The 23,819-nt window shown below is 61.2% G+C and carries 26 protein-coding genes; 13 read left to right on the forward strand and 13 right to left on the reverse strand.

Going from position 1 to position 23,819, the window contains the following annotated elements; genetic code table 11:
- Positions 1 to 134: 134 nt before the first annotated feature.
- Positions 135 to 1,898, forward strand: a complete 1,764-nt coding sequence (locus tag DP106_RS09450) for a 2-oxoacid:acceptor oxidoreductase subunit alpha (protein ID WP_120084920.1) — start codon at positions 135 to 137, stop codon at positions 1,896 to 1,898.
- Complete coding sequence (locus tag DP106_RS09455; protein WP_120084921.1) at positions 1,895 to 2,758, forward strand: 2-oxoacid:ferredoxin oxidoreductase subunit beta; 864 nt, start codon at positions 1,895 to 1,897, stop codon at positions 2,756 to 2,758. The genes DP106_RS09450 and DP106_RS09455 overlap by 4 nt, the downstream gene beginning before the upstream one ends.
- A 63-nt stretch (positions 2,759 to 2,821) precedes the next feature.
- On the opposite strand, the gene DP106_RS09460 is transcribed toward DP106_RS09455, so the two are convergent.
- Positions 2,822 to 3,511, reverse strand: coding sequence for a DUF6517 family protein (locus DP106_RS09460; protein WP_133305127.1), 690 nt, complete (start codon positions 3,509 to 3,511; stop codon positions 2,822 to 2,824).
- Between the two features lie 101 nt (positions 3,512 to 3,612).
- On the opposite strand from DP106_RS09460, the gene DP106_RS09465 reads away from it, so the two are divergent.
- The 4 genes from DP106_RS09465 to DP106_RS09480 all read left to right on the forward strand — a co-directional run bounded on the left by DP106_RS09465 (position 3,613) and on the right by DP106_RS09480 (position 6,945).
- Positions 3,613 to 4,986, forward strand: a complete 1,374-nt coding sequence (locus tag DP106_RS09465) for a geranylgeranyl reductase family protein (RefSeq protein WP_120084923.1) — start codon at positions 3,613 to 3,615, stop codon at positions 4,984 to 4,986.
- A 71-nt stretch (positions 4,987 to 5,057) separates the two neighbouring features.
- Positions 5,058 to 5,897: an aldo/keto reductase gene (locus tag DP106_RS09470; RefSeq protein ID WP_120084925.1), complete on the forward strand. Its 840-nt coding sequence runs from the start codon at positions 5,058 to 5,060 to the stop codon at positions 5,895 to 5,897.
- 44 nt (positions 5,898 to 5,941) lie between these two features.
- Complete coding sequence (locus DP106_RS09475; RefSeq protein WP_394343455.1) at positions 5,942 to 6,703, forward strand: hypothetical protein; 762 nt, start codon at positions 5,942 to 5,944, stop codon at positions 6,701 to 6,703.
- Positions 6,704 to 6,750: 47 nt separating this feature from the next.
- Positions 6,751 to 6,945 carry a DUF7333 family protein gene (locus tag DP106_RS09480; RefSeq protein WP_120084926.1) on the forward strand — a complete coding sequence of 65 codons (195 nt, stop codon included), beginning with the start codon at positions 6,751 to 6,753 and terminating at the stop codon, positions 6,943 to 6,945.
- On the opposite strand, the gene DP106_RS09485 is transcribed toward DP106_RS09480, so the two are convergent.
- From DP106_RS09485 to DP106_RS09535, 11 genes are all read right to left on the reverse strand, one after another.
- Positions 6,946 to 8,034, reverse strand: coding sequence for a DUF373 family protein (locus DP106_RS09485; protein ID WP_120084928.1), 1,089 nt, complete (start codon positions 8,032 to 8,034; stop codon positions 6,946 to 6,948).
- 109 nt (positions 8,035 to 8,143) lie between these two features.
- The gene (locus DP106_RS09490; protein WP_120084929.1) at positions 8,144 to 9,055 is read right to left on the reverse strand and encodes a coiled-coil protein; all 912 of its coding nucleotides are present in this window, start codon (positions 9,053 to 9,055) and stop codon (positions 8,144 to 8,146) included.
- A gap of 304 nt (positions 9,056 to 9,359) precedes the next feature.
- Positions 9,360 to 9,935: a GTP-dependent dephospho-CoA kinase family protein gene (locus tag DP106_RS09495; RefSeq protein WP_120084931.1), complete on the reverse strand. Its 576-nt coding sequence runs from the start codon at positions 9,933 to 9,935 to the stop codon at positions 9,360 to 9,362.
- Between the two features lies 1 nt (position 9,936).
- Entirely contained in the window at positions 9,937 to 10,134 is a 198-nt protein-coding gene (gene spt4 / locus DP106_RS09500; protein WP_120084932.1) for a transcription elongation factor subunit Spt4, read from the reverse strand.
- Positions 10,135 to 10,713 carry a DNA-directed RNA polymerase gene (locus tag DP106_RS09505; protein ID WP_120084933.1) on the reverse strand — a complete coding sequence of 193 codons (579 nt, stop codon included), beginning with the start codon at positions 10,711 to 10,713 and terminating at the stop codon, positions 10,135 to 10,137. It lies immediately after the preceding gene.
- Position 10,714: 1 nt separating this feature from the next.
- Positions 10,715 to 11,083 (reverse strand): DUF188 domain-containing protein, encoded by a 369-nt coding sequence (locus DP106_RS09510; RefSeq protein ID WP_120085002.1) that lies wholly within the window; start codon positions 11,081 to 11,083, stop codon positions 10,715 to 10,717.
- A gap of 16 nt (positions 11,084 to 11,099) precedes the next feature.
- Positions 11,100 to 12,329 carry a translation initiation factor IF-2 subunit gamma gene (locus DP106_RS09515; protein WP_120084935.1) on the reverse strand — a complete coding sequence of 410 codons (1,230 nt, stop codon included), beginning with the start codon at positions 12,327 to 12,329 and terminating at the stop codon, positions 11,100 to 11,102.
- Positions 12,330 to 12,406: 77 nt separating this feature from the next.
- On the reverse strand, positions 12,407 to 12,847 hold the full coding sequence (locus tag DP106_RS09520) for a DUF5809 family protein (RefSeq protein WP_120084936.1): 441 nt from the start codon (positions 12,845 to 12,847) through the stop codon (positions 12,407 to 12,409).
- Positions 12,848 to 12,870: 23 nt separating this feature from the next.
- Positions 12,871 to 13,257, reverse strand: coding sequence for a DUF5810 domain-containing protein (locus DP106_RS09525; RefSeq protein ID WP_120084938.1), 387 nt, complete (start codon positions 13,255 to 13,257; stop codon positions 12,871 to 12,873).
- A gap of 84 nt (positions 13,258 to 13,341) precedes the next feature.
- Positions 13,342 to 13,839 carry a ribosomal protein S18-alanine N-acetyltransferase gene (gene rimI, locus DP106_RS09530; protein WP_240625390.1) on the reverse strand — a complete coding sequence of 166 codons (498 nt, stop codon included), beginning with the start codon at positions 13,837 to 13,839 and terminating at the stop codon, positions 13,342 to 13,344.
- Between the two features lie 79 nt (positions 13,840 to 13,918).
- Positions 13,919 to 15,898, reverse strand: coding sequence for a bacterio-opsin activator domain-containing protein (locus tag DP106_RS09535; protein ID WP_120084939.1), 1,980 nt, complete (start codon positions 15,896 to 15,898; stop codon positions 13,919 to 13,921).
- A 158-nt stretch (positions 15,899 to 16,056) separates the two neighbouring features.
- Between DP106_RS09535 and DP106_RS09540 the strand changes: the two genes are divergently transcribed.
- The 7 genes from DP106_RS09540 to DP106_RS09570 all read left to right on the forward strand — a co-directional run bounded on the left by DP106_RS09540 (position 16,057) and on the right by DP106_RS09570 (position 21,075).
- The gene (locus DP106_RS09540) at positions 16,057 to 16,887 is read left to right on the forward strand and encodes a bacteriorhodopsin (protein ID WP_120084941.1); all 831 of its coding nucleotides are present in this window, start codon (positions 16,057 to 16,059) and stop codon (positions 16,885 to 16,887) included.
- Between the two features lie 362 nt (positions 16,888 to 17,249).
- Positions 17,250 to 18,044 (forward strand): transporter substrate-binding domain-containing protein, encoded by a 795-nt coding sequence (locus DP106_RS09545; RefSeq protein ID WP_120084942.1) that lies wholly within the window; start codon positions 17,250 to 17,252, stop codon positions 18,042 to 18,044.
- A gap of 4 nt (positions 18,045 to 18,048) precedes the next feature.
- Positions 18,049 to 18,723, forward strand: a complete 675-nt coding sequence (locus DP106_RS09550) for an amino acid ABC transporter permease (RefSeq protein WP_120084943.1) — start codon at positions 18,049 to 18,051, stop codon at positions 18,721 to 18,723.
- Positions 18,720 to 19,463: an amino acid ABC transporter ATP-binding protein gene (locus DP106_RS09555; RefSeq protein WP_120084944.1), complete on the forward strand. Its 744-nt coding sequence runs from the start codon at positions 18,720 to 18,722 to the stop codon at positions 19,461 to 19,463. The genes DP106_RS09550 and DP106_RS09555 overlap by 4 nt, the downstream gene beginning before the upstream one ends.
- The gene (locus DP106_RS09560; RefSeq protein WP_120084946.1) at positions 19,460 to 20,437 is read left to right on the forward strand and encodes an amino acid ABC transporter permease; all 978 of its coding nucleotides are present in this window, start codon (positions 19,460 to 19,462) and stop codon (positions 20,435 to 20,437) included. The genes DP106_RS09555 and DP106_RS09560 overlap by 4 nt, the downstream gene beginning before the upstream one ends.
- A gap of 107 nt (positions 20,438 to 20,544) precedes the next feature.
- The gene (locus tag DP106_RS09565) at positions 20,545 to 20,775 is read left to right on the forward strand and encodes a DUF7860 family protein (RefSeq protein WP_120084947.1); all 231 of its coding nucleotides are present in this window, start codon (positions 20,545 to 20,547) and stop codon (positions 20,773 to 20,775) included.
- A gap of 45 nt (positions 20,776 to 20,820) precedes the next feature.
- Positions 20,821 to 21,075 carry a hypothetical protein gene (locus tag DP106_RS09570; protein ID WP_120084948.1) on the forward strand — a complete coding sequence of 85 codons (255 nt, stop codon included), beginning with the start codon at positions 20,821 to 20,823 and terminating at the stop codon, positions 21,073 to 21,075.
- Between the two features lie 728 nt (positions 21,076 to 21,803).
- On the opposite strand, the gene DP106_RS09575 is transcribed toward DP106_RS09570, so the two are convergent.
- Positions 21,804 to 23,783: an aconitate hydratase gene (locus DP106_RS09575; protein WP_120084949.1), complete on the reverse strand. Its 1,980-nt coding sequence runs from the start codon at positions 23,781 to 23,783 to the stop codon at positions 21,804 to 21,806.
- Positions 23,784 to 23,819: the final 36 nt, after the last annotated feature.

Here is a 23,819-nt window from a genome sequence, read left to right on the forward strand (position 1 = left end):
CGATGAAAGCAAAAACAGTTGAAAACAGTCGCTTCGTTTGTCCATCGCCGGACAGAACTGGGGGATGCTGGCGGTTCGGCGGGTGGTGTTCCAGAAGGCTTTTGATTTGTGGTGAAGTAGGTCGACCACTACCAATGCCTGCGGATTTCAACTGGGCTGTCGGCGGCGAGGCCGGCGACGGCATCGACTCCACGGGGAAGATCTTCGCTCAGGCACTCTCGCGGGCCGGCCGCCACGTGTTCACCTCGAAGGATTTCGCCTCACGTATCCGCGGCGGATACACAGCATACAAGATCCGCACGTCGGTCGACCGGGTGCAGAGTGTCGTCAACCGCCTCGACGTGCTGATCGCGTTGACGCCGCGAACCATCGAGGAGAATCTTGATGAACTCCATGATGGCTCAGTCATCATCTACGACGGCGAGCGCACCACAATGGAGGACGCGCCGATCCCCGAGGATGTCGTCGGCCTTGACGTGCCGTTGAAACGGCTCGCCGAGGAGGCCGGCGGCGCGATCATGCGAAACGTCGTCGCTCTCGGGGCGGCCTGTGCGGTCACCGACTTTCCGATCGAGAACCTCGACAGCGCGCTCGAAAAACGGTTCGGTGCGAAAGGCCAGAAGCTCGTCGAGAACAACAAGGACGCCGCCCGGAAAGGCAAAGCCCACGTTGAGGACACCGACGACCACGAGTTTAAGTACGATCTCGAAACGACCGACAACGACTACGTCCTACTGAACGGCGACGAGGCCATCGGGATGGGGGCGATCGCCGCCGGCTGTCGCTACTACGCCGGCTATCCGATCACACCCGCGACCGACGTGATGGAGTATCTGAAGGGCCGCATCGAGGGGTACGGCGGTCACGTCGTCCAGGCCGAAGACGAGCTCTCGGCGATCAATATGGCACTCGGAGCCGCACGAGCGGGCGCGAGAGCGATGACCGCAACCTCCGGGCCGGGGATCGACCTCATGGCCGAAACCTTCGGCCTCGTCGCAACGACAGAAACCCCACTGGTGATCGCCAACATCATGCGCTCCGGGCCATCGACCGGGATGCCGACCAAGCAGGAACAGGGCGACCTCAACGCGATGCTTCACGGCGGTCACGGCGAGATTCCGCGCTTTGTCCTCGCGCCGACAACGATCGACGAGTGCTTCTGGAAGACCGTCGAGGCGTTCAATCTTGCCGAAAAGTATCAGTTGCCGGTGTATCTCACGGGCGATCTCTCCTTGGCAGTGACCGAGCAGACGTTCGAACCCGACGCCTTCGATATGGACGAAGTTGAGATCGACCGTGGAAAACTCGTCGACGAGGAGAACCTCGCGGAGTGGCAAAACGAGAAGGGCCAGTTCCAGCCACACGCACTTGCCGACGATGGGGTCAGCCCACGGGCAGTTCCCGGCACCGACGACGGCGCGCATATGACGACCGGGCTCGAACACGACGAACTCGGCCGCCGAACGGAGGACACCGAGATGCGGGTCAAACAGGTCGACAAACGCGACCGAAAGGTCGAAACGGCAAAACAGCGCGAGAGCTGGCAACCCCGAGAGTTTGGCGACGCCGAGGCCGACACACTGATTCTCTCGTGGGGGTCGAACGAGGGCGCGATGGTCGAGGCCATCGAGATGCTCGCAGACGACGGGATCGACGTGCGGTTTATTTCGGTGCCGTACATCTTCCCGCGGCCCGAGCTAGATGACGCCATCGACGCCGCCGAGGACATACTCGTCGTCGAGTGTAACAGTACCGGCCAGTTCGCCGACCTGATCGAACACGACGCACTCGTCCGGGTCAACCGCATCAACAAGTACAATGGCGTCCGCTTTACCGCGGACGAACTCGCCGACAGAATCAGCGGGGCACTTACCGAGGCCCCGGAGGTACCACAATGAGCTCAGACGTACGATTTACCGACTTCAAATCCGACAAACAACCGACCTGGTGTCCCGGCTGCGGTGACTTCGGGACGATGAACGGGATGATGAAAGCACTCGCCAACACCGGCAACGACCCTGACAACACCTTCGTCGTCGCCGGTATCGGCTGTTCCGGCAAGATCGGAACCTACATGCACAGCTACGCCCTGCACGGCGTCCACGGCCGCGCGCTCCCGCTTGCGGCAGGCGTCAAGATGGCCAACCCCGAGCTGGAGGTGATGGCCGCCGGCGGCGACGGGGACGGCTACTCGATCGGTGTGGGCCACTTCATCCATGCCGTCCGCCGGAACGTCGATATGTCCTACATCGTCATGGACAACCGAATCTACGGGCTGACGAAGGGCCAAGCCTCACCCACCTCACGTGAGGACTTCGAAACGTCGACGACACCCGAGGGGCCGAAACAGCCGCCCGTGAACCCGCTCGCGCTCGCGCTGTCGGCGGGGGCGACGTTTATCGCCCAGTCATTTTCGTCGGATGCGATGCGACACACCGAGATCGTCCAGGAGGCCGTCGAACACGACGGCTTCGGCTTTGTCAACGTCTTCAGCCCGTGTGTGACGTTCAACGACGTCGACACCTACGACTACTTCCGCGACGAACTGGTCGATGTCGGCGAAACCGATCACGATCCAACTGATCTTGAGGCGGCCCAAGACGTGATTCTCGACCCCGAAAAGGAGTATCAGGGCGTGCTCTATCAGAACGAGCAGGCCAACGCCTACGGCGCGGAACACGGGCTGAGCGAGAATATGGCCGAGATCCCTGACGGCGCGCCCGAGGACGCGACTGATCTGGTGCGGGAATTCTACTGAGTCGACACCGAACTGCTGAGGAGGTTGGCTGCCGGCTGCGGGTGTTTCGCTCAGCCGCCGATCTTACTGTGTTTGATTCGTTGTTTCAGGCGGTTCGACCGGATGCTGGAGTGATTCAAACAGCGCGTGCATCGTCGCGGCGTCAACCAGTGCCTGTGGCTGGAAGCCCAACGTGAAGATGACATCCGACCCCCCGTCGCCGTACTCGTGGGTCGTCGACAGCAGATAGAGTCGGATCGGCACGCCGCCGTCGCTGCTGAGTTCGCTTGGCACTTCACCACCGCCACCGGTTTCGAGAACCCCGGTGAACTCCTCGATCGTTCGGGCCTCCCCGAAGATCGACAGCTCAGTCTCACCGGCGGCTTCGAGCTCCTGGATTGACGCGCCGCCGCCAAGTTCCTCCAGCAGCCGGGTGATAAGCTCGCTCCCGCTGAGTTGAGCTAAGGGGTTCAGCGACTGGCCGGCAAGTGTGACAGCCGGCGTGCTCAACACGACACACGGCCCAGTGTCTGACTGATAGCCCGTCGTCCACGTGGTAATGCCGACCTCACGGGATTCACCGGCGACCTCAACGGTTTCGGTGATCGCAAACACCGACGGCCCCGCAGTGTCGTACCCTTCGGTGGCGGCAACCTCGGGATCGAGCGTTGCCGGTGCAGCCGTATACTCCAAATCGCCCGTGAGCCCGGAACAGCCGGCCAGCCCGGCAACGCCAACAGTACCTATCGCTGTGATGACCTGTCGTCGATACATATCACTGCCCAACAGGTCAGTCTGCTTCACCGTTTCGGTGCAGGCCATCGGTGACATCGTAGATAACGGGCTTTTTTATCCGCCACAGCAATAGGATGTGTATGTCATCCGACGCCTACGATATCGTGATTGTCGGCGGCGGTACCGCCGGGGCCTTCGCCGCGGCGACCGCCGCCACCGACGGCCTCGATGTCGTGATCATAGAACGAAAATCCGAGGCCGACGCCGGTCATATCGCCTGCGGCGACGCCATCAAGGGGAAAAGTACGTTCCCCGACGTGATCGATCTTGACTATCTTAAAGATGAGTCGTTTACCAACCGCGAGATCAGCCGGGCGGTGTTCGAAAACCCCGCTGACGGCGAGGATATCGAGATCGAGTTCGGTGAACCGGGCGCGGTGCTCGACCGGAAACGCTACGGCGAAGTTCTCTTGGAGGAAGCCGCCCGCGTCGGCAGCGAGATCCACTACGACACCGTTGTCCAGGATGTCACACAGGCCGCCGACGGTACCGTCACCGGCGTCGTCGGCACTCACAATGGTGAGCCCGTTAGCTACGACGCCGAAGTTGTCATCGACGCTGCCGGCGCGCTGTCGATCCTCCAAGAGAAAACCGACTTCGACGGGAGCTACTTCGATACCAACGTTCGGTACTCACAGTTCTGTTCGGCCTACCGCGAGGTCATCGATGTCGAGGAGCCCGTCGAGTGGAACGACGCCATCGTGTTTAAGCCGACAAAGGAGCTCGGCTATCTCTGGTATTTCCCACGGACGGCGACGGAGATCAACGCCGGCCTGGGGTTTCAGATGGATCAGCCGGAGATGCAGATGGTGCCGGAACTCAAGCGGGCTGTCGAGGATCGTCCGGATCTAATCGAGCCGACCGTCCAGGATAAGCTGGGAGCCGCGTTGCCAACCCGCCGGCCGTACGACTCGGCGGTCACTGACGGCTACATGGCGGTCGGCGACGCCGCCGGCCACGTCAATCCGACAACCGGTGGCGGCATCCCCGGGGCGGCGAAATCGGCCTACTGGGCGACCAAACAGGCGATCGGGGCGATCGCCGACGGCGACGTGAGCGAGGCCAATCTCTGGGAGTACAACCGCAAGGTGATGACCGGATTTGGCAAACATTTTGCGGCTATCGACCTCTACAATATTTGGGGAACAACAAGCAGCGTCCAAGAGATCACCGAGATGGTGTCGTCGGTGCCGGGCCAACACCTCGCCGACGCCTTAGCCGGCACCGGCACCGCATCGATGCCGCTGTCACTGAAGCTGCGAACGCTCGCTGATACCTTCGGCCACTGGGGTGAACTCATGGAGCTCGCCAAGGTTCGCTCGAAGGCATCGGAGCTCTCCGAGCACTACGCGCGGTACCCAGCAAGTCCTGAAGGGTTCCCAGCGTGGCAGTCGGTTCGAGACGGGATCATGGATGAGCTCTACGAGATCACCGGCGCCGAGCCGAAATACTGAGCTATCAGGCTGGCTGACAGGAATCGCGGCTGACCACAACCCCTTTTCGGCGACAGGACAACATCTCGACGATGGCACAAAATGAACTCCCCGTGAGCGACGACTGTCCGATCGCCAACGAGATGCCGATGGTAGGGCTCGGCACATGGAAAAACAGCGATCCCGAGGCCTGCGCCGACTCGGTTGCGACCGCCCTCAACACCGGCTATCGGCATATCGACACCGCCCAAGCCTACGACAACGAGGCCGCCGTCGGCAACGGGCTCGAACAGGCCACCGTCGACCGCGAGGAGATCTTCCTCGCGACCAAGATCTGGATTGACAACCTCTCGTACGACGATGTGTTGGAAACCGCCGAGGCAAGTCTCGATCGCCTCGGCGTCGACAGCGTCGACCTTTTATACGTCCACTGGCCGTCCCGAACCTACGACGCCGAGGATACCCTCGCCGCGTTCAACGAACTCTACGAGCAAGGCAAGATTGACCGGATCGGTGTTAGCAACTTCGAGCCCGAACAGCTCGCCGAAGCCATCGAGCTCTCCGACGCCCCGATCTTCGCCAACCAGATCGAGATTCATCCCCTGCTCCAACAGCAAGAACTACGGGAGGTCTGTGCCGATCACGACGTTGAGCTCGTCGCCTACTCCCCGCTGGCTCGCGGCGAGGTGTTCGATACCCCCGAGATCGAATCGATCGCCGACGACCACGGCGTGAGTCCGGCCCAGATCAGCCTCGCGTGGCTACGCCACCACGGGATCACGGCGATCCCGAAGGCAACGAGCGGAGAACACATCCGCGACAACTGGGCGTCGCTGTCGGTGTCGCTGTCAGATGCGGAGGTCGAAACGATCGACGGCATCGACACCACCGACCGGCGAGTCGACCCCGACTTTGGCCCGTGGAACAACTAACAGGAACACAACCTTCACATACTCCCGCGGGCCAGTAGGTAGCAATGGCACAGCGGTCACCCGGGTTGATCGGCGCGATCCGCATCGACCTCCTGCGACTCCACGAGACATGGATGGAGGTCGTCTTCCCGCGTCAACTTGATCCTGGACACGTTCTTGGGAAGTGGAAGCCGGAGACCGGCGTCCAGACGGCTGGCTACTACTTCTGGGCGGCTGTCGGCCTGCCGCTGGTGTTGATCGGCTACCCGCTGTTGTTGGTCGGCTACGGAACGCGATTTTATGCAGTCAAACTCGACAGCGCGGCCACCCGACTCGGCATTCTCGGCGCGGTATTGGTCTCAGTCGTTGTCTGGGGCGTACTCTCGGCGGTTGCGAGCTATCAGTTCGGGACTGTCGGTACAGTCAGTCTCAACGCCGAAGGGTTCCTTGCGGTCGTCGCCGCCAGTGTCGTGGCGACAGTCTCGGCGGTATTAGCGGTGTTGTTCAGCCGTGTTGGTGGGCGCGGAACGAGCGTCCTGTTGGCCTACCCGGCTGCAATGACCGCGTTGTTTCTCCCGCCGGTCGTCGCCGCGCTGTTCGTTGAGACGCTACAGCAAACCATCTTCCCGGCCAGCGAGCAGCTTGCGATCACGATCCTCGATGAAATCCTGTTTGTCGGCGGACTCAACGAGATCATCCGCGAACGCTTCACGCTTGAGGGCACCGGCTACGTGCTGATGTGGCTCTCGCTGTCGGTGCCGTTGGGGTGGTTCCTCGGTGGACTGGTGGCGTTTGCTAACATCATCCGCCCAAAAGACGGGTCATAAGCGGTCGGCTCCGCTACGTTTAGGCCGTCGGACTCCATACCGAAGATATGGAGTTTACGACCGGAACCACCGCTGGACTGTTCGTTGCTATCGTCGCCCTCGGCGTGGGCGGACTGATCGCCGCACCGATCCCGATGGCCCCATCAACGATCATGATGATGGTACTGCCGTCGATGGCTGTGTTTGGCGTTATTACCCTCGCTATCGGCGTCAAACACGGTGCGTATCGCGCAACCAACTGATCACTCGCTTACCGGGTCGGTCGGCTGTGTCGCAAGCGCGGTCGCCAGCGTGACCCCAAGGAGGCTCACGAGTATCCCGCTGGCAACGAAGACGGCGAGTCGCTGGATCGGCGACAGCCCAACCGACCCGACAACGAACTCAACGGTCAGCAGATAGCCGGTGAACCCGCGGGCAATGACCCCAATCGCCAGCAGCCCTGCTGGCAGGCTCAACATCGCTGTTGGTAGCGGCTCATCGGCGATCCGACGGTCAAGCAGCCGGCCGGTGGCAGCGGTGACAGCCGCACCCGTCAGCCACGGGCTGCTGCTGTGAAGGAAAGTAGCAGCCACGATCGGAGCCAACGAGTCCGGCAGGGGTGTCACCGCAATGCCACCCGAAACCAAGCCAACAATCGTCAACCCAGCCGCGGTCACATACGTGACAAGCGAGACTTGCCCGGAGTACAGTAGTTCTCGGCTCACCTTCGGGAAGCGACCGACGTATTCGTCGATCCCCAATCCCTTATACAGCACCGCACCGCCGAGAACCGCCGCCAGCCCAGCAAGCGCGACCGCAGGCGAAAACCACAACAGAAGTGCTGGCAGCAACAACAGACTGATACCCAGCGGCACCAACACCGTCGTTCGTAACTCCTCGTCGGCAAGAAACTGTTTGAGCAGGTAGTACGTCGACTCGATATCCCGGGCCTGTCGAACAACTACGCGGTCGACGCCATCGACCTGCAGTCGACTTTCGATCACCGGCAGGAGTCGCTCGTCGTCGGTCGTCCCCGTCACGACAACCGTCGCCGTCAGATCGTAGTCGGCGGCGAGGTCGTCGATCTGGTCGGCCACCGCGCGGTCAGGGGCAGTCGTCCCCGGTGGGGAAGCCGACACCACCGCTACCATCGCGTCGGTGCCAGCATCGTTGAGGTCGCGGGTCACACGGAGGGCTTCCAGCAGACAGTTGACCGTCGTCGCCTCAGGGTCAGCCAGCCCAACATCGGTCACCAGCGACCGCACCGCCTCCCAGCCGACAACCGGCGGGGTCACCCCCGTTGCTGTCGTCACGGTGCTGTCCCGGTCGAGACAACAGACCAGCGTCGTCACAGCCGATCCAAACAGGCGGGCGGCTAAAAAGCCAGTCGGTCGCCGCGGCTCGCGGTGGCGTGGCTACGGGAGTTGGCACAAACAAAAACAGATCCGCCACGTCTCCGACTTAGAGCAGCCCTGTCTTCTGGAGCTTCATCAGATCCTCGGTTTCGAGGGTTTCGCCTTCCTTGAACTTCTGGTAGATATCCTCGGCTTCCTGCTTTTCTTCTTCCATCTTCTCTTGGCGCTCGTCTTTGCGCTCTTCTTCTTCCTCTTTGTCCAGCTCGCGGAGGCGTTTCTGGACGCTGACGAAGTCCTCGTGGTGGCGGTCGGCGGCCTCTTGGGCCTCGACGAACAGCTCGTGCATCTCGTCGGCCTCGTCGCGCACCTCGTCGGCCTCGCGGTAGGCCTCGATCATCTGGTTGTGGTGCTCTTGGGCCTTGTCGGCAAGCTCCGTAACCTTCTGGTGGTGCTGGGAGGCTTCGGAGCGAACTTCCTCGGCTTCCTCGACGAGGTCGTCGAGTTCACCGCTGTCGTCGACCTTTGCTTTCTTTTCGGCGAGTTCCTCGCGTTTGGCCTCGATCTTCTCGATGAGCTCCTGTTCGTCCTCCGAGGACAACACCTCGGTCTGCTGTTGGAACTCCAGATCCTCGATCTCGGATTCGAGCTCCTCGATGGATTTCCCCTCGTCGAGTTCGAGATCCTCCTTCATCTCCTCGACTTCGTCGAAGAGTTCGTTGGCCTCGGCGTTGAGCTCGTTGCGTTTGTCCTTGTGCTCTTGGACTTCCTCGTTGAGCTCGTCGCGTTTTTCGCGGTGGTCTTGGGCCTCGTCGACTTTTTCGCGTGTTTTGGCGTTGAGCTCGTCGCGCTTGTCGGCGCGCTCGGATGCCATCTGGTTGAGCTCGTTGCGTCGGTCGCGGAGCTGCCCAGCGAGTTTGATCAGTTTGCCTTTCGAGCCGTTTTCGAGTCGTTCGTCTGTCAGCTCGACGTTGTCCGCGTCGTCAAGCGTGTCGATGTCGTATTCAGTTACTACACTCATGGTTTGAACCTCGGTACCATTGTTGCTCCGACCATGGCAGTGGCCAGCCACTGTGCGATCGACCGTGGATAAGAGTTCCCGATCATTCGTCGTGCGATGCCACCAGCGCCGGAGGCGTTCTGGTAGCTCTACATTTTGCCGGCCGGAATATAAATACTTCGGTGAAAGAGACCCTGCAAAGAGCTACCATACCGCCCGAATTCGGCGTATGTGGCTCGTTCACATGACTCCTCAGAGTATAAAAACCATCCCAAGCGGGAATCGATTTCACAGAACTGATCGTAGACTAACAGCGACGTTGCCGCTACTCCAACATCGAGAGCGCGGCATCGGTATCGCCGTCGAACTCGGCAAGCAACTCCCGGGCCGTCGTACGAACCGCCGACCGAACCGGAACATGTACCATTCCCTCGCCGGGTTGGCCATAGACAACGCTGGCCCCGTCGGGTGAGGCGAGGATCGCCGGCAACGCGACCAGATCCTCCTCGCCGTCGACGCTGATCGTGACTGGACGCTCGGCACTCGTCGCCGCCTCACGAAGCGTCGTCAACAACGGTTCCGAAAGCGTCGCCGGCGGGTTTGTGACCGATAGTCGGCGACCCGCAAGATCAGCCAGTGTCGCTTCGACGGCTGGATCGACAGGCTTGCGCTCGGTTCGGCCGTCGACAACGGCGATATCCGGCTGGCGGCCGGCATCGGCGAGCGTCGCGGTCACCACGTCGCCGACGGTCAGCAGCCGTGCCGGGGGCGACGACGCGTCTGTCGTGGCTGTTGTGTCGGCATGCTCGTCGACGGCTGCCAACAGGGCGTCGGGAGCGGTGTAGATCTCACCAAGGGGCTCTTTCAGCTCGCCGCGGAGCGTCTCGGGGAGCTCAAGCACACTACCGAACCTTCAGGGCGTAGCTGCCGGCGTCGCCGACGTTCATCTCGGTGGCGATCTCGCTTTCTTCGGGGTGGGAGACGATGACGTAGCCGGCCCAGTCCTCGGTCAGACTGGAAGACCCGCAGTTTTCACAGGTTTGGCTGTCGGCCTCGTTGACAAAGTGACACTCCCGACAGGCCAGCCGGTCGGCCGCCATTTAGGCACCCTCCGCCGCCGCGTCCTGCTCGCGCCGTTTGCGGGCCTGCTCCAGCCACTCGTGTTTGCCCAAGCCGGGCTGTTTGGCCGTCAGGCCGATCTTCGAGTCCCGCGGGTTGCGCTCGTCGATACTCTTCGTGACGATCCGCGTGCGTACCGCGTCGTCGACGCCAAGAGAGTCGGTCGACTCCGTCGAGGCCAACTGTTGGTTTTCGGCGTCGTGGGCGAGATACTCATCGGAGATCTGGGAGACGTGGAGCAGCCCATCGACCGGGCCGATCCCGACGAAGGCACCGAACTCGACGACCTCAACGACGGTGCCGTCGGTGACCTCCTGCATCGAGGGATCGAACGTGATGGCGTCGAACTCCGCCTCGTAGTAGACGCCGGGGCGGTTCGGCAACACGGTGCCCTCACCGATCTCGTGGACACCGATGACGCTGACGACGCTGCCGACATCCTCGTCCATGCGTCCCTCTAATTTCTCCTGCAGCAGGCGTTTGACACGCTGTGGCGACACATCCGCCAGCTGTTCCGGCGGCACTTCGACCGTATCTTTGAGTCGTACCCGTTTGTACATATTATGGTGATCGTATCCCGAGGGTGGTTTCGCCCTGTCTGCTGACAACGTGAACGCCGTGGGATCGGAGGCGATCACGCAGTGGGGCGTCGTTCGTGACGACGTAATCGAGTTCGCCGTCGGTGGCTAGCTCAACGATTGCGTCGTCAGCATATGAGGCGTTCGTTTCGACGACACGACACCGACCGGCAAGATCTTTTCCCACACTGGCGGCGGTCGCGGCCGCGCTGTGGCCGTCGGCGAGCGAATCAAGCTCCGCAATTACCGCCGAGGGGACAACCAACTCGGCGGCGGGGCCGAACAGCCGGTTGAGTTCGTCGAACACACGGATATCACATTCGACCGGCATCATGAGTGCGTTGGTATCCATCCCGACGACAACCATGCTACGCCCGCAGCGTGCCGATACCGATCAGCCGCCACCGCGCACCGACCCGGCGGTTGATGGCGATGGTCGCGCCGTCGCGGGCACAGACCGGGCGTTTCAGGTTGACCTCGCATTCGCCGTCTCTCGCGCTGGTCACCGCCCCAACCGTGGTTGCGGTGCCAACGGTCAACATTAGCGGTTCGCCCGTCGAAATGGTCTCAACTTCGTCGTTTTCGCCGACAACGCGGTCGAGCAGCTCCACGTCCATCTCGAAGCCGTTCCGCGTTGGGGGTAGCGTGCCGGGCTCGCCGGCGACCTGTCCACCGAGGGAGTCGCCCTTCGTAAGGCTCGGATCAAGGCCGGTGCCGACGCCGATGAGGCCACCTGGCCCAACAGAATCGGGAGCACCGTCGCCGGCCTGCAGCGACCGGATCGTCGTCGTCAACGGCTGCCACTCGGTTTGGCCGCCTTCCTCGACCTCGCGGCCGGGGCGGAGTTCGATCTCGTCGTCCGGGGTGAGTTCGCCGCTGACAAGGCTCCCGCCGACGACGCCGCCGGCGAGATCCTCCCAGGTCGTCCCCGGGCGGTTGATATCGAAACTCCGGGCAACGAACATCGCGGCGTTGTCGTCGTCGCTGCGAGCCGGCGTCGGGATCGTCTCCTCGATCGCACCGATCAACACATCCAGATTCGTCTCCTGTTGGGCGCTGATCGGGACGATCGGGGCGTCCTCGGCGACCGTCCCCTCGACGAACGCCTGGATCTGTTCGTAGTTCTCCATCGCCCGCTCGCGGTCGACGAGGTCGAGCTTGTTCTGGGCGATAACGATGTTGTCGATGCCAATGATGTCCAGCGCCATCAGATGTTCCTCGGTTTGGGCCTGTGGCACGTCCTCGGTCGCCGAGACGACAAGCACCGCGCCATCCATCAGCGACGCGCCGGCGAGCATCGTCGCCATCAACGTCTCGTGGCCGGGCGCGTCGACAAACGAGACGGTTCGTAGCGGCTCGCTGGCCTCGCCGTCGGGACACTCTTCGTCGACAGTGTAACAGTCCGGTTCATCGACGCCAGGGCATGTCCGGAACGTCGTATCCGCGTAGCCGAGTCGAATCGAGATACCGCGTTTCATCTCCTCGGAGTGCTGGTCGGTCCACGAACCGCTCAGGGCTTCGACGAGCGTCGTCTTCCCGTGGTCGACGTGGCCGACGAGTCCGATGTTCACCTCCGGTTGTGTAGTCTCTTGTGTCACTATTGACCTCCTCAGCGTAGTTCTATCAAAAGTTCGCCCTGAACGACTGATAAAGGTGCTGTTCTGGGTACGTCCCGTCACCCCATCTCGTCGTCGGTCGCCTCAAACGCCGGTCGGTACTGCTCGCCAAAGGCTCGCCGTCGTGCCGTCGCTGCGGCCGCCTCGGGTTCGTTCTGATATGTCGCCGCGATAACCGTCTCGGCGAACGGAGCCGGGTGCCAGACGATCGCGTCGGCATCATCGCCGCCGAGTATCTCGATGCTGTAGTCAGGATGGTCATCACACCACGCCTCGAAGGCCGCGCGATCGCCATGGTGGACTTCCAGTAAGGAGGCAAACAGCGCGTCGCGGGCGGTTTCGATCACCTCGCTTGTGACACGATCGTCATACGTTTCGGGCCCAAAATCCATTGCCTTCGCCGTCTCCTTGACAACGATCTGGGCGGTCGAGCCCAGCGAGTCGTACGCGTTTTTTGCCACAGCAACCGTCTCGGGTGCGTAGACGCCATCGGTCTCCATACCCATATGAAACCCCTGCCGCGTTAGGACTCTTGTTGTTTGTCGTCACGCTGCATCTCTCGGGTGAGCTCGCGGGCCTCCTCGATGATCGCCTGGGCATCGGCGTCGAGGGTCGTGTCGGCGGCGTTGTGTCCCGACGGCTCGCTGTCGATCCCATTCGGCAGGCCACTCGCAGGTTCTGGCTCGTGGTGGCTGTGTTCGCCGATATGCTCGTGGTCGTCAGTCTCGTCGGCGTGGTCGACAACGCACTCGCCAAGTTCGCCACGCGAAAGCGCGTCCCAGTCGGCGACAGTCTCGTCTAACCACGCCTCGTGGTCGCCGCCGTGGAGGATCGCGCTGACCGCGAGATGGTCGGCTAACGGCTCGCTACCGCCGAACGGGGATTCACAGACCGGACACAGATAGCTCATAGAGCAGGTAGCACCGACAGCGGCAAAACAGCACTGCTCGGTTGGGCTGCTGCACGGCGACCCACGCGCAACGACCCGACTGTGCTACTCTGTATCAAAAATATGGGTTTGCTCCGGCTGTTTCGCCATCACGATAGCGTCCTCACCGTCGTCGTAATACCCCGAGAGGCGGGTGACCGGCTCAAAGCCCTCCGACCGGTAGAGCCTCCGGGCGCGGCTGTTGTGTTTGCGGACTTCGAGTTTGATCCGGCCGACGCCCTCGACGGTCAGCCCCAAAACCGCCCGCTGGAGCAGGCGACGACCGATCCCGTTGCCCTGTGCCGTCGGGTGGACGGCAAGATCCTTGATATGGCCGAGATCACGGCCGTAGGTCGGCGTCACGTCGGCGACGATGAAGCCGGCAATCGAGCCGTTGGCTGCGGCGATCAAGAAGTTTGGCTCCGCGAGAAAGCCCTCAAAGGCAGGGTAGGGCCACGGCTGCTCGAAGACCTGCGTTTCGATCCGGTAGATCGACAGCAGGTCGGCGCGGGTGGCCTCCCGTATCAGCGGGCTGTCCTCATCGGGGGTGATCGATGTCGCCACGATACATGTGTACCTACCGGGCAGGATACAAAAGGACGCTGTCTCACCGGGCAGCACACGGGCGATCTGCGGTGGCGATCTACCGGTCGTCGGCGTCAACGTACGCGGAGACAAGCTTCCGCTGGGCAGCCCGGAGATGTTGGTGGAAGGTCTGGCGGGTGATATCCATCGTGTCGGCGATCTCCGCGCCGTCGACCGGTCGTGGCCACTCGAAGTAGCCGTTAAGCACCGCCGCCTCAAGGGCCTCCTGCTGGCGGTCGGTGAGTTGCTCGTCGATCTCGGCGGTAAACTCGTTGAGCCTGCGGTCACGGCGGTCACGCTGGGTGCGCGCCCGCAGATCAACCTCTTCGTAGGCGTTGGCAAGCACCTCAAGCAGCGACCGCACATTTCGTTCCGGTGGGGTCTCGACGGTCAAAACCGCGCCATCGGTGGTCGCCGTGATGCCGGTGATGACCGCGCCGTGGTCGGCCAACAGCTCCGCAGGAACGGTGGTCTCAACGGTTGCCGCCACCGTCCGCTCCGTGTCGGTCGCCGAGACCGTGCGGGCGTCGCTCACGAACGAGAGCGATTCCAACTCCGTTGTTGGAGCGTCACAGGACTCAACGGCGAGATACCACTCACAGCGGCCGTCGCTGGCACGGGTCGTCCCGACGCGTTCGACCGGTGTCCCAAGCGTCTCGGCGATCTGTGACAGCGGGAACGTTCGATCACGGATATCGATCTGGAGCTCGGTGACCTGATCGGTCGTGAGCACCCGGGTCGTTTCGACGGCGTGGATCCCGTTGGCGATCATCTTGGCGAGGGAGGTGAGGATGGGCTGTTCTCTGTCGTCAAGGAGTGCCGCATCGTCCGCGTAGACGCCGAGCAGTCCGAACCGACGATCACGGTAACACAACGGGATGACAAGCAGGCACTCGGCGGCGACTGTCTCAGGGGCGAGTTCGCCATCGGCACAGCCGGAACACCGCCGCGGCTCATTGGTCTCGGTGGCGGTCTGAATCGGGGCTGCCAGCTCCGAGACCGACACCGACGAGGGGAGCGAACAGTCGCTGCTGGCGGTAATCCGAAAGTCCTCGTCGTCAACACAGCCGATCCAGCCGGCGGTATAGCCCGGCTCAGCGGCGACAGCCTCACAGACGCGGTGTTCGATCACCTCACGGTCGGTCGCGTCCAACAACACAGCCGAGACCTCACGGAGCAGCCCGTCGACCCGGTCAAGAAGCCGGCGGAGCATCCGGCGGTGCTGGCTGAGCTTGTCGGCGCGGTCGGCGGCGATTTCGGTGGCCTCCCGGCGGTCGGTCACATCGATCTGAAAGCCGACGTAGTGGGTGAGCTCGCCGTTTTCGTCGTGGATCGGCGCGATCGTCAGCTCGTTCCAAAACGGGGTGCCATCCTTCCGGTAGTTCCGCACCTCGACGGTTGTCGGTTCCTCGTTGTCAATCGCCGACGCAAGCTGTGCCTTGGTCTCCGGATCGGTGCCAAGCCCCTGGAGCAGCCGTGGGTTTCGACCGAGCATCTCCTCGGCGTCGTAGCCGGTAAACTCACCCCAGGTGTCGTTGACGTAGACAAGCGGGTTGTCCGACAACGAGGGATCGGTCAGACTGACGCCGATCGGCGCGGCCTCGATCGCGCGCTGTAGCTCTGTGGCGTCGGGTTCGTGGTTGGTAACATCCGGTTGCGGTGTCGATCCCCTGTCGTCGACAGCAGTTGACGGCAACACGGCGAGCAGCCGCTCGGTCGTATCCGCGCCGTTGTTGTGGACGTATCTATCGATATCAGCCTCAAACGACAGCGGGAGTTCGTCCTTGTCGAGATGAGTGACCAAGATGAACGGCAGGTCAGGATCAAGCTGTCGGACAGCCGAACGCAACGCGAGGCCGTCGTCGCCAGGGAGGGTGTACTCGCTGACCAGACAGTCGATGGCCGTCGTGCCGAGCATCCCCAGCGCGGCTGTGGCGGTGTCAGCGGTCTGTACCGCACAGCCGGCGGCCGCAAGCGCGTCGGTCAGCCGATTGGTGGTATCGGATGCGGAGACCACCAGCACACGCGGGGCAGGCATACTCGCCGGTTTGTATCGGACACCTAAAAGCTACCCCGATTCGGTGACAACGACGCTGCCACCGTGTGCGTCATGCTGTCGTCGTGTCAATTCATTCACAGTAGTTACGGAATATCCAATCAATTTTAGTGGTTACCGGCCAAATAGACAGATGGATTATGACAGCACTCACAGCAGCCACACCAGCGGTCGCACTGACGAGCGATCTCACACAATCGGAGCTGTTCACACAGATCGCGGGTAACACATCGCTGTCGGCCTCATTTTGGATCAATATCGCCCTGGCTGGGTTTGCGATCCTCCTGTTTGTGTATATGGGGCGGAACGTTTCGGATTCGCGTGCCCAACTGATCTTCGTGGCGACAATGATGGTACCGCTTGTTTCGATTTCGAGCTATACCGGGCTCGTGTCGGGACTGTCAGTAGGGATGATTAGCGTTCCCTATCCGGGCGGCGGCTCAGAGGAGGTGCTCATCATGTGGGGTCGATACCTCACGTGGGCGCTGTCGACACCGATGATCCTCATCGCGCTTGGCCTACTGGCGGGCACCAACCTGACAAAGCTGTTCACCGTTGTTGTGATGGATATCGGCATGTGTGTCACCGGGCTCGCCGCCGCGTTGACCACATCCTCACTCCTACTGCGCTGGTTTTGGTATCTCCTCAGCTGTGCGTTCTTCGTGGCCGTCATCTATATTCTCCTTGTGGAGTGGCCCACGGACGCACGTGAGGCCGGCACCGCGGAGATCTTTAGCACGCTAAAAACGCTGACCGTAACCCTGTGGCTTGGCTACCCGATCTTTTGGGCACTCGGCTCTGAGGGGCTGGCTATTCTCACGACGACACAGACATCGTGGGCCTACAGCCTGCTCGATGTCGGCGCGAAGTACATCTTCGCGTTCCTGCTGCTGCGGTGGGTTGTTGCAAACCAGAACGTGGTCGGGAATATCGCCGGCGGCTCACTCGGTTCGGTCTCGTCGGCTGACTAACAGCAGGCGTCGTGTCATACCCGGTTGCGGTTTCACATGTTACTCGTACGCGACTGAGCGAAATAGCGATAAGCGCGATGCGGTTGTTACTGGCCGGCATGCGAGATAACAATCCGTCCCAGTTGCTACCCACTCTCGGTTGGGTGGTGACGCCCCTCGCCGTGACCGCAGGAAGGGTTTGACCGCGGATACTCGTTGCCACGATCAAGCCGATCAGCAGCTGCACCCACAGGCGTAGCGAGAGGGTCGACATCCTCCAACCGTAGAGACGAAGCGCGTCCTGTCCGGACGTAACGACTAACAATACCACAGATAGTCGGACAATCGTAACACTAATCATAGCATGTAGTAACTATTGGTGTATGTCTAATAACGGACGTTCGCGACGACAGTACCTCACCACAATCGGTGGGACTGCGGTTACCCTTTCTGTAGCTGGCTGTGCCAGCGACACTGGCTCCAACGGGGGAGCGGAGACACAGGCCGTCACGGCTGGAACCGCACCGGGGTTCCCGCCGTTCGAGATGAAGGAGGATGGCGAACTGGTCGGGTTCGACGTCGACCTGCTTGAGGCGGTTATCGGTCAGACCGACTACACGCTGTCTGGGTGGGAGGAGTTCGAGTTTGATTCACTTATTCCGGCGCTGACCAACAACAACATCGATGTCATCGCGGCCGGGATGACGATCAACGACGACCGAGATCAGGCGATCGACTTTACTGACCCCTACTACACGTCGAATCAAGCCGTCGTCGTGCGGTCAGACGGTGAGTTTTCCCCGGAGAGTCTCTCGAACCTCGCCGACCGCCAGATTGGGGCCCAAAGTGGAACAACGGGCGAAAGCGTTGTCGACGACGAACTCGTTGGCAGCGAGATAACCGAAAGCCAGTATAGTGCCTATGGCAACTACGTGCTGGCTATCGAGGATCTGGAGAACGGCAACACCGACGCGGTGATGATCGACGTGCCGGTGGCCGAGACGTTCGCCGCGAACCGCCCCGTCGAGGTGGCATTCGTCTATGAGACCGACGAGGCGTTCGGGTTCGGCCTCCGCAGCAACGCCGATGATCTCACGTCGTCGCTCAACAGTGGGCTGTCAACGGTGCAAGACGACGGCACCTACGAGGAACTGACGGCCGAATGGTTCGCCGAGTAATCCAATGGTTCAAACGGGCGACTGGGTGTTCGTCCTGAGTAACGCTGACACGCTACTGTTCGGACTTGTCGTTACCGTTGTGCTGACACTGACGAGTCTGTCGGTGGGGTTCCTGCTGGGATTCCCGGCTGGGGCCATCGAGGTGTACGGCGATGGGGTTCTCCGGCGGGTGGTCACGGTTGCGGGTGGGCTTCTTCGCGGGACGCCTATTGTCGTTATCCTGCTGGTGTTGTTTTTTGTGGTATCGGTATCGGAGTCGGCGTTTATTACGGCGACGGTGGGGCTCGGACTGCGGAGTGCCGCCTACCAATCACAGCTGTTCCGTGGCGCGCTGCAGAGCGTTGACGAGGGGCAACTGGAGGCCGCCCGCGCAACCGGGATGGGAAAGCTGCAGGCGATCCGGCATGTCGTCGTCCCGCAGGCACTACGTCGAAGCATGCCAGGCTTTCAAAACGAGTTCACAATCGTTCTGAAAGATACGTCGATCGCCTTCGCTATCGGGCTTGCAGAACTGCTGACACAGGGGTATAACCTCTTTACGCAAAGCGGACGCTCGACGGCCGTTCTTGAGGTGTTCCTCGTCATCAGCGCGGTCTACTTTGTTTTGACGTTCCTCACGAACCGTGGGTTGGACAGGGTGAGCGACTACTATGCGATACCCGCAGGTGAAAACAGATGACGCTACTCAGAATCGATGATGTCTACCAGTCGTATGAAGCCGAACAGGTTTTGCAAGGCGTGAGCTTCGATATGCAGCAGGGCGATGTTGACGTGTTGATGGGGCCAAGCGGCAGCGGGAAGTCAACGATGTTGCGTTGCATCAACCGCCTCACTGAGGTCGACAGCGGCGACATCTGGTTGGGCGATACCCACGTTACCGCACCCGAAACCGATGTGAATGAACTCCGTCAGGATGTGGGGATGGTGTTTCAGGATTTCAATCTCTTTGCCCACCTCACAGCTCTAGAGAACATTACACTCGGGCTCAAGCGGGTCAAAGGAGTCCACGCCGAGCAGGCCCGCGAGCGAGCCAGAGGCCACCTCGATCAGGTTGGGCTTGGCGATCAGACTGATGCATACCCCGCGGAGCTTTCAGGCGGGCAGAAACAGCGGGTTGGCATCGCCCGGGCACTGGCGATGGAGCCAAAGCTGATGTTGTTCGACGAGCCCACGAGCGCCTTAGACCCAGAACTTGTCGGAGATGTGGTCGCCGTGATGCAAGACCTCGCCGCAGGCGGCATGACAATGCTGGTCGTCAGCCATGAGATGGGCTTTGCGCGATCGGCCGCTGACGACATTCACTTTCTCGATAACGGCCAGATCGTTGAGTCAGGGCCGCCGGAACAGCTATTCGAACAACCGGAGCAAGACCGAACGGCGGGGTTCCTCTCCGGGCTTCAGGCAGATGGCCCCCAATGAGCACCGAGGAATCGTCGGCTGTTGACGATGTCGGCATTGCTGCGGGTGTCTCCGTTGAGCGGCCGTGGGCACTGCTGGTGCTCGCTGGGTTCTGGGGATGGCTGGGTAGCCGCTGGATCAACGATTTTCTTCTGCCTGACTCGATAGCCGTTTCGAGCGAGCGGTCGTTCGTCCCTGTCGACCCCGTCGCTGCGGCGGCCGAAACTCTTGGCTCGGTGGCCGCCGCACTTGGCCCGGTAGGTGCACCTGTCGACGTGGTGGCGAGTCTGGTCGGGTTCGTCGCCGGGAGCCTCCCCCACCTCCCCCCACTGGCGCGGGGCGCGTGGCTCACCCTCCTGTTGACGGTGGCAGGTATCGGATTCGGCTTTGTGTTGGCGGTGCCGCTGTCAGTTGGTCGCGTCTATGGTGGCCGCTGGCTCCGGTGGCTCTCGCTTTCGTATACGGAGCTCATCCGCGGAACCCCGCTGTTGGCCCAACTGTTCGTGCTGTACTTTGGACTCCCACTGACGCAGGTTATTCGCGAACTTCCCGGCGTCGGTGCTGGCCCTCTCCCAGCGCAGGCGTTTTGGGTTGCCGTTGTCGGGTTCACACTCAACAGCGCCGCCTACCAAGCCGAGTATATCCGCTCGGCGTTGGAATCGGTCGACGCCGGCCAGCTGACCGCAGCCCGTGCGGTCGGCCTTTCGAGGGCGGAGGGGATCCGTTATGTCGTCTTACCACAGGGGCTCAGGTACGCGATCCCTGGGTGGTCTAATGAACTCATCTATCTCATCAAATACTCCTCACTGGCGGCGTTTATTACGGTTCGAGAGCTGTTTTTCCGAGCGGAAGCCATCGCCAATGATACGTTCCGGTATACAGAACTGTTCGTGCTCGCAGCACTGTTCTATCTCGCATTGGTTCTCTCCGCGTCGGTGGTTATGGGGTGGGTTGAGGAGCGATCATCGGTGCCGGGCGTCGGCGGACGACAGTGAGGTGGATGCCGCTGTGTCACTGTCTTCGGGACACTTCACGCGTTTTGCGTACCGATGACAGCGCGGCAACGAAACGCATTTTACTATCGTAGCCACCAGTGTCGGATATGGCTGGACGATACGGCGAACTGGACTACTCAGTTCTCACGAAACGAAGCTTCCTCCTTGGGGTCGCGCTGTTTGCGATCGGGGCCCTCGGTGAGTTGGGGCTGACCGCCGCAGGGATCTCGGTTCCTGACTGGGAGCGCGCACTGTTGTTCGATATCGAACTGCTTGGCATCCTGATCGGATTGCTGTCGCCGTTCGTTTTCGGCATCCTGCTACCGCTGACGGAGTAGGTGAGTATCGAAACAGTTAGATCCGACACGTATCGACGAATAGCTATGAGTAGCTCAGTGCTCGAAGTGCTTCCGGAGATACTTGAGGTAGCCCTGTTTGGGATCGGCGGTGCGGTGCTTTCGCTCGCAGGGACGTACATTGAGCAGGTTGCAGTACAGACCGCAACAGACGGACAAACAGCCCTCGGCGTATGGGTTGGATTTATCGGACTACTGGCGTTTTTCTTCGCATATCTAGTGATAACCGATACATTTTGGCCGAAGTTCATCGCACTCAGACGACAGCTTCGAACAAACTGACGGGACACTGACTGTCCCAACAAATCCTCCATCACATCCGAAACCACTCAGCTGATGTGACATTTTTTGTGTTAACACTCACCAAGGTTGAGAGATATTGGTGAAACACGCGTATCACTATCAGTTTGTGATGTGACGTTGCACCGAAAGGGGGTTGCAATAAGATTGCAGTGCTACCACCATGTTCAGTGGGGTAGCGGGGTTCTAGGGGGGTCAATGTCGCCATTACATCGGTGGCGACACTCATTGATTGGTGGGTGGAATGTAAATACCTGCCGCCGAGAATATCAGACCTAATAATTTGAGACAATATCGGTTGACAGCGAAGAGGTCGCTATCTCAGGGATGCTGAATCGACTACACGGCGAGCGACAGTGCGTCGACTAGAGTCTGTAGAAAACTGCGAAGGAAGGGAAGTGGGGGAACTTCCACACCTGTTCAGTTGGGGGGTAGTCGCCTTGATCGCATCAAGGGACTATCGTAGTATCGGCGAGAGAGATATAAATAGATTTTGTGCCAAAAATCAAAATTGGTATTTTGAGTAGTGGTGTTTCCGAGGCAACGATGGGACGAGCGCACCCAACGACCAACCTGACAGAAGATAGCTCCACACGAAACAGTCCCGTTTGCACTATACATGCCACAGTAGCACACAGAAGTCAGCGACGCGACGTCCCAACGGCTCACCGTCGTGAGAGGCGATAAAAATCGAACCGGGGGCGCGCTGTTTAGTCGTCGGCCGGCGTAGCACCGCTGCCGCTGTCGCCGGTTGCCTGCTCTTTCGTCCACGAGAGCTTACCACCGGCGGCGAGGATATCCCGCTCGCGTTCGGAGGCGTGAAGCTGGGCGGTGAACTCCCAGTCGTCGTTGACACGGCAGGTGAACTGTTCCTCGCCGTTGCGAACGCCGGCACCGACATCGTCAACAACGGTGATGTCGTCGCCCTGCTCGATCTGCTCGTAGGTATCGTCGTCGATCGTCAGCGGAACGATCCCGAAGTTGAACAGGTTCGCGCGGTGGATCCGGGCGAAGCTCTGGGCGAAAACGGCCTCGATGCCGAGATACATCGGACACAAGGCGGCGTGTTCACGCGAGGAGCCTTGGCCGTAGTTCTCGCCGGCAACGAGCGTGCCGCCGTCGGCTTCCAGCGCGCGGTCGGCGAAGGTGTCGTCGACCCGCGAGAGGGTGAACTCCGAGAGCTTCTCGATGTTCGACCGGTACATCAGGATATCCGCCGTCGCCGGAATGATGTGGTCGGTCGTGATGTTGTCGTCCATCTTGAGGATGCTCTCGCCGCCGACAGTGTCGCCGAGCGGATCTTTCAGCGGCACGTCGCCGATGTTCGGCCCCTTGATAAGCTCGTCGTCGATCGACTCGTTGGGGTCGATCAGGTCGGCATCGGAGCCGTCGTACTCGTCGGGCAGTTCGATGCCCGGCGATTCGAGGTCGCCGAGTTCCTCGGCAAGATCGCGTGGATCGACGATCTCACCTTTGATCGCCGCGGCGGTGGCGACCTCCGGCGAACAGAGGTAGACGCTGTCGTCTTCGATCCCGGAGCGACCCTCGAAGTTGCGGTTGAAGGTGCGCAGCGAGACCGAGTCCGAGGCCGGCACGTGGCCGATCCCGATACAGGCCCCACAGGTCGCCTCCGAGAAGTTGACGCCAGCGGCCATCAGCTCAGCCGTCCAGCCCTGTCGGGCCAGAATCTCGGCGGACTGCTTGGAGGCGGGGGCGACGATCATCTCGGTGTGTTTGGCGACTTCGCGGCCCTTGAGCATCTTCGCGCCCGGCAGGATGTCCTCGTAGCTGCCGTTCGTACAGGAGCCGATCATGACCTGCTCGACGCGCTCGCCTTCGACCTCGCGGACGGGCACGACGTTATCGGGCATGCTCGGTTTGGCGATAAGCGGTTCGAGCTCCGAGAGGTCGACAACGATCTCGTCGGCGTACTCGGCGTCGGCGTCGGGTTCGAGTTTCTCGAAGTCCTCGGGTCGGCCGACGCGTTCGAGGTAGTCCTTCGTCTGCTCGTCGGTCGGGAAGATCGACGACGTGGCACCGAGCTCGGTGCCCATGTTGGTGATCGTCGTCCGCTCAGGCACCGTCAACGACTCAACGCCGGGGCCGGTGTACTCGAAGACCTTGCCGACACCGCCCTTAACCGAGAGGCGGCGCAGCATCTCAAGAATGACATCCTTCGCGGAGGCCCACCCCTCAAGTTCACCCTCAAGCCGAACGTTGACGACTTCCGGCATCTCGACGTAGTAGGGGCCGCCACCCATGGCGACAGCGATGTCGAGGCCACCAGCACCGATCGCAAGCTGGCCCAGCCCACCGGGGGTCGGCGTGTGGCTGTCCGACCCCAGCAGCGTCTTGCCGGGGGCGGCGAAGTTCTCCTTGTGGACGTTGTGGCAGATGCCGTTGCCCGGACGGGAGAAGTGTGCGCCGAAGGTGCCCGCGGCCGACCGAAGAAAACGGTGGTCGTCGGTGTTCTTGAAGTCGAACTGGTAGGTTTGGTGGTCGCAGTACTGGGCCGCGAGCTCGGTCTGAACATCTTCGAGCCCGAGAGCCTCAAACTGTAGCCAGACCATCGTGCCGGTCGTATCTTGCGTGAGGGTCTGATCGATGTCGATACCGATCTCCTCTCCAGGGGTAAGTTCCCCTTCGACGAGGTGATCGTCAAGGATTTTTTCTGTAAGTGTCTGTCCCATAACGTTCGCAGGTCGTGTCTACGCGGACATAAATCC

The organism is Halonotius pteroides (assembly GCF_003605635.1).
In the GTDB taxonomy this organism is placed as follows: domain Archaea; phylum Halobacteriota; class Halobacteria; order Halobacteriales; family Haloferacaceae; genus Halonotius; species Halonotius pteroides.